11 protein-coding genes are annotated in these 12883 nt (G+C 74.5%); 6 read left to right on the forward strand and 5 right to left on the reverse strand.

The window, feature by feature from the left end:
- The first annotated feature begins 47 nt into the window (after positions 1–47).
- The 4 genes from QSK20_RS29270 (at position 48) to QSK20_RS29285 (ending at position 2903) form a co-directional block, all read left to right on the forward strand.
- Positions 48–296 carry a hypothetical protein gene (locus QSK20_RS29270; protein ID WP_285791840.1) on the forward strand — a complete coding sequence of 83 codons (249 nt, stop codon included), beginning with the start codon at positions 48–50 and terminating at the stop codon, positions 294–296.
- 190 nt (positions 297–486) lie between these two features.
- On the forward strand, positions 487–834 hold the full coding sequence (gene tatA / locus QSK20_RS29275) for a Sec-independent protein translocase subunit TatA (RefSeq protein WP_285791841.1): 348 nt from the start codon (positions 487–489) through the stop codon (positions 832–834).
- 18 nt (positions 835–852) lie between these two features.
- Entirely contained in the window at positions 853–1803 is a 951-nt protein-coding gene (gene tatC / locus QSK20_RS29280; RefSeq protein WP_285791842.1) for a twin-arginine translocase subunit TatC, read from the forward strand.
- A 158-nt stretch (positions 1804–1961) separates the two neighbouring features.
- Positions 1962–2903: a diacylglycerol kinase gene (locus tag QSK20_RS29285; RefSeq protein ID WP_285791843.1), complete on the forward strand. Its 942-nt coding sequence runs from the start codon at positions 1962–1964 to the stop codon at positions 2901–2903.
- Positions 2904–3037: 134 nt separating this feature from the next.
- On the opposite strand, the gene QSK20_RS29290 is transcribed toward QSK20_RS29285, so the two are convergent.
- Positions 3038–3754, reverse strand: a complete 717-nt coding sequence (locus QSK20_RS29290) for a TetR/AcrR family transcriptional regulator (RefSeq protein ID WP_285791844.1) — start codon at positions 3752–3754, stop codon at positions 3038–3040.
- A gap of 82 nt (positions 3755–3836) precedes the next feature.
- A complete protein-coding gene (locus QSK20_RS29295; protein ID WP_352232329.1) occupies positions 3837–4553 on the reverse strand; it encodes an HAD family hydrolase in 717 nt (238 codons plus the stop codon).
- A 174-nt stretch (positions 4554–4727) separates the two neighbouring features.
- On the opposite strand from QSK20_RS29295, the gene QSK20_RS29300 reads away from it, so the two are divergent.
- The gene (locus QSK20_RS29300) at positions 4728–7511 is read left to right on the forward strand and encodes a DEAD/DEAH box helicase (protein WP_285791846.1); all 2784 of its coding nucleotides are present in this window, start codon (positions 4728–4730) and stop codon (positions 7509–7511) included.
- Positions 7512–7673: 162 nt separating this feature from the next.
- Positions 7674–8570 (forward strand): MHYT domain-containing protein, encoded by an 897-nt coding sequence (locus tag QSK20_RS29305; protein WP_285791847.1) that lies wholly within the window; start codon positions 7674–7676, stop codon positions 8568–8570.
- A 163-nt stretch (positions 8571–8733) separates the two neighbouring features.
- Here the strand turns inward: QSK20_RS29305 and QSK20_RS29310 are convergent, their stop codons facing one another.
- The 3 genes from QSK20_RS29310 to QSK20_RS29320 all read right to left on the reverse strand — a co-directional run bounded on the left by QSK20_RS29310 (position 8734) and on the right by QSK20_RS29320 (position 12818).
- A complete protein-coding gene (locus QSK20_RS29310) occupies positions 8734–9654 on the reverse strand; it encodes a 5'-3' exonuclease (protein WP_285791848.1) in 921 nt (306 codons plus the stop codon).
- Positions 9655–9758: 104 nt separating this feature from the next.
- Entirely contained in the window at positions 9759–10982 is a 1224-nt protein-coding gene (locus tag QSK20_RS29315; protein WP_502889066.1) for a multidrug effflux MFS transporter, read from the reverse strand.
- Between the two features lie 216 nt (positions 10983–11198).
- Positions 11199–12818 (reverse strand): hypothetical protein, encoded by a 1620-nt coding sequence (locus QSK20_RS29320; protein ID WP_285791850.1) that lies wholly within the window; start codon positions 12816–12818, stop codon positions 11199–11201.
- Positions 12819–12883: the final 65 nt, after the last annotated feature.

Genomic DNA, 12883 nt, shown 5'->3' on the forward strand with positions numbered 1-12883 from the left:
CGCGGCCAGCCCGGCGGGTGACCCGGGCAGGCAGTAGGCTGACCGCCGTGGTGAAGTGGATCGTGCTCGCGGTGGTGCTCGTCCCGCTGGTCGTGCTGGCGCTCGCCGTCCGGCCGGTGCTGGCCCGCCTGCCCCGGCTGCGCCGGGCGGCGCTGACCCTGCAACAGCGGCAGGCGCAGGCCGAGGCGCTCCAGTCGACCGCCGAGGTGCTCCAGGAACGGGCCGAGGAGTTGCAGCAGCAGATCGCCGTCGCCCAGCAGCGGGTCGAGCTGATCAAGGCGCGGCGCGGCGGCTGACCGACGCTCGACGCTCACTCGTGAGCTGCGGGGAGGGTAGCCCGGGACGGTTGACGGGACACCGGGGGTTGGTCGAGACTTCACCGGCCGGACCGCACAGCCAGTGGCCCGGCGGGTGGCAGAAGCGCGCAGCGCACGTACGATGGGCTGCGACACACCACCCCGACACACAGAGCGACTGGAGCTTCCCATGGGTGCCCTCAAGCCGTGGCACATCGCCGTACTCGTGGTCGTGCTGATCCTGCTCTTCGGCGCGAAGCGGCTCCCCGACGCGGCCCGTTCGCTGGGTCGGTCGTTGCGCATCATCAAGGCGGAGACCAAGAGCCTGCACGACGACAACGACCGCGACCTCGCCGAGAAGGCGGACGCCCAGGCCGGCTACCAGCCGCTGCCGCCGCAGGCCGCCCAGCAGGCGCCGTACGCCCAGCAGACGCCTTACCCGCCGCACCCGCAGCAGGCGCCCCACACCGGCCAGCCGTACCAGGCTCCGCCGCAGCAGCCGGTCGTCGACCCGGTGCAGCGCGTCCGCGAGAACTGACCGGAAGGCCGGACAACCGTGCGCTTCGGTCTCCGCAAGCGCGGTCCGAGCAACTTCGAACGGGCCGCCGACGGCTCGATGACGCTGGTCGAGCACTTCCGCGAACTGCGTAACCGGCTTTTCCGGGCGTCGCTGGCGATTCTGGTCGGCTTCGGCTTCGGCCTGTGGCTGGCCGGGCCGGTGCTGAACATCCTCCGCAAGCCGTACTGCGACCTGCCGAAGTTCCAACAGGCCGGCGCGAGCTGCGACTTCGTCCAGCTGGGCCCGGCAGACCTCTTCCTGCTCAACCTGAAGATCGGTCTCTGGGTCGGCCTGATCATCGCCGCCCCGGTCTGGCTCTACCAGCTCTGGGCGTTCATCGCCCCCGGCCTGCACCGCAACGAGCGGCGGTACGCGTACGTCTTCACCGCGCTGGCCGCCCCGCTGTTCGCGGCCGGCGCGCTGCTGGCGTACTTCGTGACCGCGAAGGGCCTGGAGTTCCTGCTCAACGTCGCGGGCAGCGAGATCCAGACGACGTTGGACATCACCCGGTACGTCTCCTTCGTCACCAACCTGATCCTGCTGTTCGGGGTGGCGTTCGAGTTCCCGTTGATCGTGCTGATGCTCAACTTCGTCGGACTGGCCAGCGCCCGACGCCTGCTGGGCTGGTGGCGGATCGCGGTCTTCCTGTTCTTCGCCTTCGCCGCGGTGGTGACCCCGACGCCGGACCCGTTCGGCATGACCGCCTTGGCGCTCTGCCTCTGCCTGCTCTACTTCGCGGCGGTCGGGGTGGCGTTCCTCAACGACAAGCGCAAGGGCCGGGGCAAGGAGGTCTACGCCGGCATCGACGACGACGAGGTCTCCCCACTGGAGTCCGACCGGGAGCCGGTCACCGCCGGTGAGCGGGTGGAGGCGAGCGCGCCGGTCGCCGCCCCGGAGCAGATTCCCGCGCCGGCGCCGATCGACCGCCGGTACGACGACATGACCTGACCGTCCGCACCACGCTGAAGCGGTAGCAGGGGTCCCCTGTTACCGCTTTTTGCGTAACAGGGGACCCCTGCTACCACCAAGCTCAGGTCGTGGAGACCGCCGGCACCGGCCGACCAGCTGACCGGTGGGTCAGCCGGAGACGGGCGGGTCGCGCTACCGTGCTCGCCGTGACCGCAGACGATCACCCGTCCGCCGCCCCGTCTCCCGGTGGCCCCGTCGCCGTGCTGGCCAACCCGACCGCCGGCCGGGGGCGGCACCGCGGGATGCTGCCCCACCTGCTGGACCGCCTGGCCACCGCCGGACGGCCGGTCCGGCTGCTGGAGGCACGTAGCGCGGAGGAGGCCGAGGCGGCGTGCCGCGCGGCGGTCGTCGAGGGCGTGTCGGCGCTGCTGGCCGTCGGCGGTGACGGCACCGTGCACCGGGCGCTCCAGGCGGTGGCCGGGACGACGGTGCCGTTCGGCCCGGTGCCCGCCGGCACCGGCAACGACTTCGCCGCCGACACCGGGTTCCCGGCCGACCCGTCCGCCGCCGTGGAGGTGGTGGTCGCCGCCCTGCGGGACGGCCGGAGCCACCCGGTCGACCTGGCCCGGATGACCGGTGCCGACGGGGCCGTCCGTTGGTACGGTGCCGTCCTCGCCGCCGGCTTCGACGCGATCGTCAACGAGCGGGCCAACCGGATGCGCTGGCCCCGTGGCCCCCGCCGGTACGACCTGGCGATCCTGGTGGAGCTGGCCCGGCTGCGCCCGCGCCGCTACACGCTGCGTGTCGACGGGGTGGCGCAGGAGACCGACGCGGTGCTGGTGGCGATCGGCAACTGCGCCAGTTACGGCGGCGGGATGCGGATCTGCCCGGACGCGGACCCGACCGACGGTCTGCTGGACGTGGTGGTCGGCGGCCGTTTCGACCGGCGCACCCTGATGCGGGTGAAGCCGCGCATCTACCGGGGTACCCATGTCCGGCATCCGCTGGTGCGCACCTACCGGGCGCGCACCGTCGAGCTGGCGGCCGAGGGCATCACCACGTACGCCGACGGGGAGCGGTCACTGTGCCTGCCGGTGACGGTCACCGCGGTACCGGCGGCGGTGCGGCTGCTGCGCTGACCGGACCCGGACCCGCTGCTGCTGCCCGTCGCCCCCGGACGCCGCACCGGGCCACGGGCACGCCGACCTCGGGGCGGCCGGCGCCGCCACGCCGCGAGGTCCGGAGCGGCTGGCGCTGCCACTCGACCAGGCGTTCAGGAGGGTGGGGCGGCGCGGACGATCCGGTCCAGCCATTCGGCCAGCAGATTCCGTTCGGCCGGGGTCAGGTCGGTGGCCACCTCGGGCAGGACCGCGCGCAGCGCCACGGCGTGCCGTACCGGCCGGTCGACCCGGCGGGGCGCGCGGGCGGCGACGGTGTCGGTGGCCACCGCGCCGACCACCGCCTCCCGGGCCAGCGTGGACAGGGCCGGGTCCCGCTGCGTGACCGGGGTGCGGAGCAGCGTGAGGGTGACCCCGCAGCACGTGGAGTGGACGAGGTCGGCGGCGCGGTCGACGTCGGTGCGCAGCCGTCCCGCCTCGGCGATCCGGGTGACCAGGTGGCGCAGGATGTCCCGGGCCACCCGCGCGGCGGTGGGGACCGGGTCGGGGCGTGGGTCGCCGTACATGAGGCCGTGCACGGCCGGATGGGTCAACCCGAACTCCACCTGCATGTCCCAGCCGCGTCGCAGGTCGTCGACGGGGTCGGCGGCGGGTGCCCGGGACGCCTGGGCGTCCAGGTACGCGGCGAGGCGGTAGCTGGCCGCGGCGTCCAGCAGTCCCCGCATGTCGCCGAACTGCCGGTAGATGGTGGGGGCCTGCACCCCGGCGGACCGGGCCACCGCCCGGGTGGAGACTGCCTCCCGGCCGCCCTCGACGAGCAGGGCGGCGGCCGCTCGGACGATCCGGTCCCGGGGGACCTCGGGGCTGCTCATGGCAGCGACGATAACGCCGCCCTGTTAGCGGCGTTCGACAGCACTGCTGTCATGATCGTGTTAGCGGCTTCCGGTGGCCGGTTCAGCCGCCCAGGGCCAGGTCGAGCACGGCGCCGAGCCCGTTCGGCCGCCCTACCTCCGCCGGGGGTAGCACCAGCACCGCGCAGCCCGCCCCGACCGCTCCCGCGTCCGCCGGGGTGTCGCCGACCATCAGCGCCCGCTCCGAATCGACCCCGACCATGCCGCAGGCGCGCAGGAAGATGCCCGGGTCCGGCTTGCAGCGACCCACCTCGTACGACAGGGCGAAGGCGTCGACCAGGTCGGTGAGGCCCCACGCGTCGAACAACGGGCGCAGGTCGAAGCCGATGTTGCTGACCACGGCCACCTTGACGCCGGCCGCCCGCAGCGCCGCCATGGTCGGGGCGGCGTCCGGGTAGGGCACCCAGCCGTCCGGACCCAGCACCCGGTCGTAGAGGGCGTCGGCGAGGCCATCGATCCCGGCGTCGACCGTCGCGGCCAGACCGGTGTACGCCGCCCGGTGGGCGTGCGGGTAGAGATCCCGCTCCGACCAGACCTCGGCCAGCCGGGGCGGCACCCGGTGGGGCAGCGGCCCGCCGGCCCGGCCGGCGGTGAGCAGCCGGTCGGCCAGGATCGTGGCCCGCATTCGTTCCAGGGTCGCCCCGCAACTCGCCGCAGCGGCCAGCACCCACTCCCGAGCGTCCTCCACCTGGGCCAGGGTGCCGTGGAAATCGAACAGGACCGCCTCGATCCGGCGGCGGGGAACCTCCCGGGGGTCGATGGCGCGGTTGGCACGGGGGTCGGGCGCATGGGCATGATCCGGCACGGGTGCACCCTACCGACCGCCCCCGACGGGTCCGGCGGACGGCCTTGCCGGGGCCGTCCGCGGAACCGGGCGGGGGCGCTGGGTGGCCTTGGCGGGTGTGCCGGGCGGCGACGCATTAATCTTGGTGGCATGTCGAGCCCCGCCGAGCGGTACGCCGCGGCGCGCCGCCGGGCCGCGCAGGCCTCCCTCTTCCCGGCCCTGGACGAGTTCGCCTTCGACCTGGGGTTCGACCTCGACGACTTCCAGCGCGAGGCGTGCCAGTCCCTGGAACGGGGCAGCGGGGTCCTGGTCTGCGCCCCGACCGGCGCCGGCAAGACCGTGGTGGGCGAGTTCGCCGTGCACCTGGCGCTGCGCGGCACCCCGACCCGACCGGTGTCGCCCGACGAGCCCCGCCGCAAGTGCTTCTACACCACCCCGATCAAGGCGCTGTCCAACCAGAAGTACCACGACCTGGTCGACCGGTACGGCGCCGACCAGGTCGGCCTGCTCACCGGCGACAACGCGATCAACGGGGACGCGCCGGTGGTGGTGATGACCACCGAGGTCCTGCGGAACATGCTCTACGCCGGATCGGCCACCCTGGAGGGCCTGGCGTACGTGGTCATGGACGAGGTGCACTACCTCGCCGACCGGTTCCGGGGCGGGGTCTGGGAAGAGGTGATCATCCACCTGCCCGCCTCGGTCACCCTGGTCTCCCTCTCGGCGACCGTCTCCAACGCCGAGGAGTTCGCCGACTGGCTGGTCACGGTCCGGGGCGAGACCGCCGTGGTGGTCAGCGAGCACCGACCGGTGCCGCTGTGGCAGCACATGCTCGTCGGCAAGCGGATGTTCGACCTGTTCCACGACGCCGACGCGGCCCGCAAGCACGACGTACACCCGGAACTGCTGCGCTACACCCGCGACACGCTGCGCCGCCTGGAACTGGGGGAGGTACGCGGCACCGGCGCGGACCGGCGACGCGGACCCCGCTGGCGGGGCCCGCTGCGCCCGGACATCGTCGACCGGCTGGACCGGGAAGGGCTGCTCCCGGCGATCCTGTTCATCTTCAGCCGGGCCGGCTGCGACGCGGCGGTGCAGCAGTGCCTCGCCGCCGGACTGCGGCTCACCTCGCCCGAGGAACGCGCCGAGATCCGTCGGGTGGTGGAGAGCCGGGTCACCGCCATCCCCGGCGAGGACCTCTCCGTCCTCGGCTACTGGGAGTGGCTCGACGGGCTGGAGCGTGGCCTCGCCGCCCACCACGCGGGCATGCTGCCGGCCTTCAAGGAGGTCGTCGAGGAGCTGTTCGTCCGGGGCCTGGTCAAGGCGGTGTTCGCCACCGAGACCCTCGCCCTGGGCATCAACATGCCGGCCCGCTGCGTGGTGCTGGAACGGCTGGTCAAGTACAACGGCGAGGCCCACGTCGACCTGACGCCGGGGGAGTACACCCAGCTCACCGGACGGGCCGGTCGGCGCGGCATCGACGTCGAGGGGCACGCGGTGGTGGTCTGGTCACCGGAGACCGACCCCCGGCACGTCGCCGGTCTCGCCTCCACCCGGACGTACCCGCTGCGGTCCAGCTTCCGGCCGTCGTACAACATGGCGGTGAACCTGGTCGGCAGCGTCGGCGCGGAGCCGGCCCGGGCGCTGCTGGAGTCGTCGTTCGCGCAGTTCCAGGCGGACCGCTCGGTGGTCGGCCTGGCCCGCCAGGTGCAGCGCAACACCGAGACCATCGAGGCGTACGGCGCGGAGGCGGTCTGCCACCAGGGCGACTTCGACGAGTACTTCGCGCTGCGGGTGGCCATCGGCGACCGGGAGCGGTCCCTGGCCCGGCAGGGGCAGACCCAGCGGAAGGCGGCGGCGGTCGCCTCGCTGGAGCGGCTGCGGGTCGGTGACGTGATCCGGGTGCCGTCCGGGCGACGGGCCGGTCTGGCGGTCGTCATCGACCCCGCCACGGGCGGGTTCGGCGAGCCCCGGCCGCTGGTGCTCACCCAGGACCGCTGGGCGGGACGGATCAGCGCGGGCGACTTCACCACCCCGGCCGAGGTGCTCGCCCGGATCCGGGTGCCCAAGCACTTCAACCACCGTTCCCCGGCGGCCCGCCGGGACCTCGCCGCCGAGGTCAGCGCCACCGGCCTGGACCGGCACGGTGGGCGGCGCGGCGGCCGGTCCCGGCAGACGGCGGGGGAGGACCACCGGCTCACCCAGCTCCGCTCCGAACTGCGCCGCCACCCGTGCCACGGCTGCCCGGAACGGGAGGAGCACGCCCGCTGGGCGGAGCGCCGCCGTCGGCTGGAACGCGACACCGAGGAGCTGCGCCAGCGGGTCTCCGGCCGGACCGGCTCGCTGGCCCGTACCTTCGACCGCATCGTCGCGCTGCTCACCGCCCGGGGCTACCTCACCGCCGACGGGTCGGTCACCGACGCCGGTCGGATGCTGGCCCGGATCTGGACCGAGGCGGACCTGCTGGTCGCCGAGTGCCTGCGCCGGGGCGTCTGGGACGGGCTCTCCCCGGCCGAACTGGCCGCCGCGGTGTCGGTGGTGGTCTTCGAGGCCCGGCGGGACGTCGACGAGCGGGCCTCGGTGCCGCGCGGCGCGATCGTCGACGCGGTCGACGCGACGCTGAAGCTGTGGAGCGAGATCGAGGCGGACGAGGCGTCCCGGGGGCTCAGCGTCACCCGGGAACCCGACCTGGGTTTCGTCTGGCCGATCTACCGCTGGGCGCGGGGCGAGGTGCTGGCCAAGGTGCTGGCCAGTGGCCACCAGCTCGACGGCGAGATGCCGGCCGGGGACTTCGTCCGCTGGGCCCGGCAGGTGGTCGACCTGCTCGGGCAGCTCGCCGACTCCGGCGGGGCGTCCACCGAGCTGCGCGCCACCGCCCGACAGGCGATCGCCGCCGTCAAGCGCGGTGTGCTGGCGTACCACACCACCGCCTGATCGTAACCGTACGTGATTGCCGGGCGGCAATCGACGCATCGAAAGGTCACCGCAACGGCACCCCCCGGGTAACCCGGGGGGTGCCGTTGTGCCTGGTAGAGACGTCCCCGATCATTGCTTCGGCGCAGGCTGCGCGCCGGTGGAGCTTCCGGGGAGAAGACCATGGCAACGATCAATCACTTTGAGTACGGATGGATCACGCCCGCGCTCAGTTACGCCCTGTCCGTGCTCGGCTCGTTCCTCGGGCTGGTCTGCGCCGGCCGTATCCGCACCGCCCGTACCGCCGGCCAGCGGGCCTGGTGGGGGATCCTCGCCGCCTGGGCGATCGGCGGCACCGCCATCTGGACCATGCACTTCATGGCCATGCTCGGGTTCGCGGTCGAGGGCACGCGCATCCGGTACGACGTCCCGCTCACCGTGGCCAGCGCGGTCATCGCCGTGGTGGCGGTCGGCACCGGGCTGGCCATCGCCGGCACCGGACGGGTCTCCGCCCTCCGGATCCTGGCCGGCGGCCTCCTCACCGGTGCCGGGGTCGCCGCGATGCACTACACCGGCATGGCCGCGCTACGACTCCACGGGGACCTCGACTACGACCGCACCCGGGTCGCCCTGTCCGTGGCGATCGCGGTGGTGGCGGCCACCGTGGCGCTCTGGCTGGCGGTGACCGTCCGCCGGCTGCTCGCCCTCGTCGGCTCGGCGCTGGTGATGGGCGTCGCGGTCAACGGAATGCACTTCACCGGCATGAGCGCCCTCACCGTGCACCTGCACGACCGGCAGGGTCAGCTTCCCGGCGCGGGCGTGAGCACCCTGCTGGTGCCGATCGTGCTGGCGGTGATCCTCGTGGTGGTCGGACTGGTCTACGCGTTGCTGGCCGCCCCGACCGAGGAGGACCGGGCGGGCGCGGCGTACCTGGACGCCCGCCGGGAACCGGCCCCGACCCCCGCAGAACCGGCCACCCCGCCGGACCCGGCCGGGCTGCGCGCCCACTCCACCCGCACCACCCTCGGCCGGCCCGGCGGCACCCCGTTCCCACGCCGCCGCGACGACGCTCCCCGCTGACGCGTCCCACGTCACCCCGCGCCAGGGGCGGCTGCGGTGGTAGCAGGGGCCCCCTACAGGGCAGAAACGAGGAACAAGGGGCCCCTGCAGGCACGCCGGCAGCGCACGCCGGCAGCGCACGCCGGCGGGGCGCGGTGTGCAGCGGCAGGAGCGTCCAGCGGCGTCAGGGGTGGTTGGCGAGGGCGTCGACCAGCCGTCGCACCGGGCTGGCCAGGTTCCATCGTTCGGCCAGCTCCAGCAGCCGTTCCGGGTCGACCGGAGCCGCCGGCAGTGCCGTGGCGATCGGAGCGAGGGGCACGTCCCGGGCCACCCGCACCACCGTCGGCGCCACGGCCAGGTAACCGCGTGCCCCGTCGAGCTTGGCCCGCAGACCGGGGGCGAAGCCGGAGCCGGGCTCGTCCAGCGCGGCGAGGATGCCGCTGACACTGCCGTACCGCTCGATGAGGCGGGCGGCGGTCTTCTCCCCGACGCCGGGCACGCCGGGCAGGCCGTCGCTGGGATCGCCGCGCAGCGCCGCGAAGTCGGCGTACCGGTCGGCGGGGACGCCGTACCGGGTCCGCACCGCCGTGTCGTCGCAGTCCTCGAGTTTCGCCACGCCCCGGCCGACGTAGAGCAGCCGCACCGGCCGTGCGTCGTCGACGAGTTGGAACAGGTCGCGGTCCCCGGAGACCACCTCGACCGGCGCGGGTTCGGTGGTGGCGAGGGTGCCGAGCACGTCGTCGGCCTCGTAGCCGTCGGCGCCCACCGTGGCGATGCCGATCGCGGCGAGCACGTCGAGGATCACCGGCACCTGTGGGCCGAGCGTGTCGGGGACCACCTCCCCCTCGCCCTCGGGAGCGAGCCGGTGCGTCTTGTACGACGGCAGCAGCTCGACCCGCCACCGGGGCCGCCAGTCGTAGTCGAGTGCGCAGACCATCCGGTCGGGCCGACGGGTGCGGACCAGCGTGGCGAGCATGTCGAGGAAGCCGCGTACCGCGTTGACCGGGCTGCCGTCGGCGGTCCGCGCGCTCGACTCCGGGACGCCGAAGTAGGCGCGGAAGTAGAGGCTTGGGGCGTCGATGAGGAGGAGAGGTCGCTGAGCCACGTGGACAGCCTGGCACAGCCGTGCCGGACGGTGGTGGGCGGCGCACCGCCTCCCGCCCGGCACGGCCGGTGCCGGCCGGGAGGCGGTGCGTGGGGCTGGCCGGTTCAGTGTGCGGCGCCGGCCACCGGCACCACGTCGAGCGCGCCGAGGCGGGCCGGGCGGACCACGACCAGCAGTACGACGATCGCGCACGCCATACCGCCCGTCACCACCAGCGCCATCGCCACGGCCCCGGTGCCGAGCACGCCCACCAGCGGCGCCGCGACCGCGCCCACGCCGAACTGCACCGCGCCGAGCAGCGCCGACGCGGTGCCCGCCGCCTCGCCGTGCCGGGACAGCGCCAGCGCGGGGGCGTTGGGCATGGCCAACCCGGCCGCCGCCAGCACCACCCAGAGGGTGGCCAGCAGGGCGGGCAGCCCGCCGAGACCGGTGGCCGCGAAGACGAGCATCCCCAGCGCGGCGACGGTGCCGGCGACGAGGGAGAACAGCAGGATCCGCTGCGGGGTGTACCGCCGCAGCAGCCGGACGTTGAGCTGCGTGGCCAGGATCAGACCCACCGCGCCCGCGCCGAAGGCCAGGCCGAACTCCTGCTCGTCGAGGCCGTACTGGTCCTGGAGCACGAACGACGACCCGGACACGTACGCGAACAGCGCCGCCATCGCGAGACCGGCGACCAGGACCAGGCCGACGAAGACCCGGTCCCGCAGCAGCGTTCCGTACGTCCGCACGGTGTCGACCATCCGGCCGGAGCGCCGTAGCGCCACCGGCAGGGTCTCCCGCAGGCCGAAGGCCGCGACGGCGAGCAGGGCCACCCCGAAGATCGCGAGCACCACGAAGATGCCCCGCCAACTGGTCCAGCGCAGCACCTCGCTGCCGAGCGTGGGGGCCAGGATCGGCGCGACGCCCATCACCAGCATCAGCCGGGAGAAGAGGGTGGCGAACGCGGCCCCGCTGAACAGGTCGCGGACCACGGCCATCGCGACGACCGCCGTGGCGGCCGTGCCGAGACCCTGCAACACCCGCAGCGCGCCGAGCACCTCCACGGAGGGGGCGATCACGCAGAGCAGCGACGCCAGGACGTGCAACGCGGTGCCGGCCAGCAACGGCGTCCGGCGGCCCAGCGCGTCGGATAGCGGCCCGATCACCAGCTGCCCGAGCGCGAGCCCGGCGAGCGTGCCGGTGAGGGTGAGCTGCACCGCCGCCGAGGTGGTGCTCAGGTCGTCCACGATCGCCGGCAGCGCCGGCAGGTACATGTCGATGGTCAGCGGCCCGATCGCGATGAGGGACCCGAGGACCAGGACGAGCCGGAGCCGCTGCCCGGGGCTCATCAGCTCGCCGGGGGTCGGCGCGGGTGGTGTCACGGCCTCCCGGGTGATGCTCACCGGACACCGCCTGTCTGATCGAGTGCGCTCATGTCTGCGACCAAATGCCGACGGCGGCCCGGCATTCCCGACCGGTGCCGGATGGTGCGCAGGGTCACACCCGGCACGCTACCGGTCGGGACCGCCTCGGGACGGCGTCGACCCGCTGGTCTACCCGACCGGTCACCCGGCCCGGCACTGGTAGCGGAAGATGGTCCGCCCCTGGGTGGGGTTGGGCTCGGTGATGTCGATGACGGCGGTCTCCGTCGTCGTGCCCGTCCCGCTGACCGCCCACTTCAGGTGCAGCGTCACCGTCCGCTGGCCCCGGGACACCCGCTGGCTGAGCAGGCCGCCCGGCTCGGCCCCGCCGCGCAGCCACCGGTACCGGATGGTGCCGGCCCGCCCGTTGGTCTCCACGGTCGCCACCACGTCCACGGTCACGTCGCAGCGCTCGCCGGGCGGCTCGGCCACGGTCACCCGTACCGAGTGGACCTCCAGCGGGCTCAACCGTTCCCAGAGGTGCAGGCCCACCGCGGCCAGCAGGGCGAGCGTGAGCAGCGTCGAGAGGACCGAGCCGATCAACTTCCAGCGGGAGCGGCGCGGCCGGGCCGGCGGTGCCGGCGGACGCTGCCAGCCGGGTGCCACCGGCGGCCCGGCGGGTACGCCCGGCCCGAAGCGCACCTCGGTGCCGGGGGGCGGGGTGGAACCGCCGACGGGCTCGTACCGGCCGGTCGGCGCGTACCCCTCGGTGGTGGGGCCCGGGACGGCGGGGTCGGCGGTCGTCGGGTACGGGGCGGCCGACCGGTACGTCCGGCCCGGCGGTGACGGCGGGAGCGTCGGTACCCGTGCCGACACGAACGGGTCCACCGGCGGTGACGTCGACAGCGCGGCGGTGGGGGCGTCGTCCGGCAGTGTCGTGGTCGGTACGCCGACCGTGAGCGCCTCGATGGGCTCGGTCCCGCCGGGAGAACCGACCGGACCGCCGGGCCCGACCCCGGTGGGCGCGACGGCCGTCGGGATCGCCTCGGTCGGCGCGCTGCCGTACCAGGCGTTCTCGGGTGGCAGGGCCGGCCAGGCGGCCACGGTGGGGTCCTCCTGCGCGCTCCGGTGCCGGTGGGCGGCGACGGCGGTCAGCAGTCCCGTCCGGCCGTCGGAACCCACCGGCAGCGGGATGTCGCGCAGTTCCCGTACCGCCTGGGCCAGGTCCTGTTCGCCGCGCGCGGCGCACCGCAGCAGCAGGTCGCTGCCGGACTGCGCGCCGCACCAGCGGGCGACCAGCCAGCGGACCAGTTCCGCCCACGCCCGCCGGTCCGTGGCCGGGTCGGCGGGCACGCCGTGCAGGGCCGGCAGCAGGGCCGTCTCGGTGAGCGTCACCGCGCCGAGAGCGGTGACCACCACCGTGCGGCCGTGCACCGCGCCGTGGCCGAGCCCGGCGGCGTGCAGCGCGACGAGGGTCCGGGCGGTCTCCGCCGCGATCGTGGCCACCGCCGGCAGGTCGAGACCGGGGCCGTCGGTCTCCGCCAGCTCCGACAGCGTCGACCCGGACGCCCCGGTGGCGACCAGCCACAGCGCGCCGTTGTGCCGGATCGGCTCCGCGGAGCCGAGCAGGCCGCCGTGACGCAGGGTGGCCACCGCGCGGGTCGCCGTGGTCACCCGGTCCGCCAGCGCCGGGTCGGGGGCGGCGATCCGCAGCACGAGCTGCTCGCTGCCGTCCGGCGTCAGCGCCCGCCACCACGTCCCGCAGACGCCGGCGTGCGCCGGCCCCACCACGCGCGCCCCGGTGGGCAGGGTCGGTTGGGTCATCGGGTACGACCTCCCGTGGTCGTCGGGGTCCGGCCGGGCGGGACGGTGCGGTGTGGAGGGGGCAC

The organism is Micromonospora sp. NBRC 101691 (genome assembly GCF_030269285.1).
Classification (GTDB): Bacteria; Actinomycetota; Actinomycetes; order Mycobacteriales; family Micromonosporaceae; genus Micromonospora; species Micromonospora echinospora.

Coding starts and splice junctions, on each gene's coding strand:
- QSK20_RS29305 (WP_285791847.1), top strand. CDS start 7,674: ATGGCAACGATCAATCACTTTGAGTACGGATGGATCACGCCCGCGCTC.
- QSK20_RS29320 (WP_285791850.1), bottom strand. CDS start 12,818: ATGACCCAACCGACCCTGCCCACCGGGGCGCGCGTGGTGGGGCCGGCG.
- tatA (WP_285791841.1), top strand. CDS start 487: ATGGGTGCCCTCAAGCCGTGGCACATCGCCGTACTCGTGGTCGTGCTG.
- QSK20_RS29300 (WP_285791846.1), top strand. CDS start 4,728: ATGTCGAGCCCCGCCGAGCGGTACGCCGCGGCGCGCCGCCGGGCCGCG.
- QSK20_RS29315 (WP_502889066.1), bottom strand. CDS start 10,982: ATGAGCCCCGGGCAGCGGCTCCGGCTCGTCCTGGTCCTCGGGTCCCTC.
- QSK20_RS29290 (WP_285791844.1), bottom strand. CDS start 3,754: ATGAGCAGCCCCGAGGTCCCCCGGGACCGGATCGTCCGAGCGGCCGCC.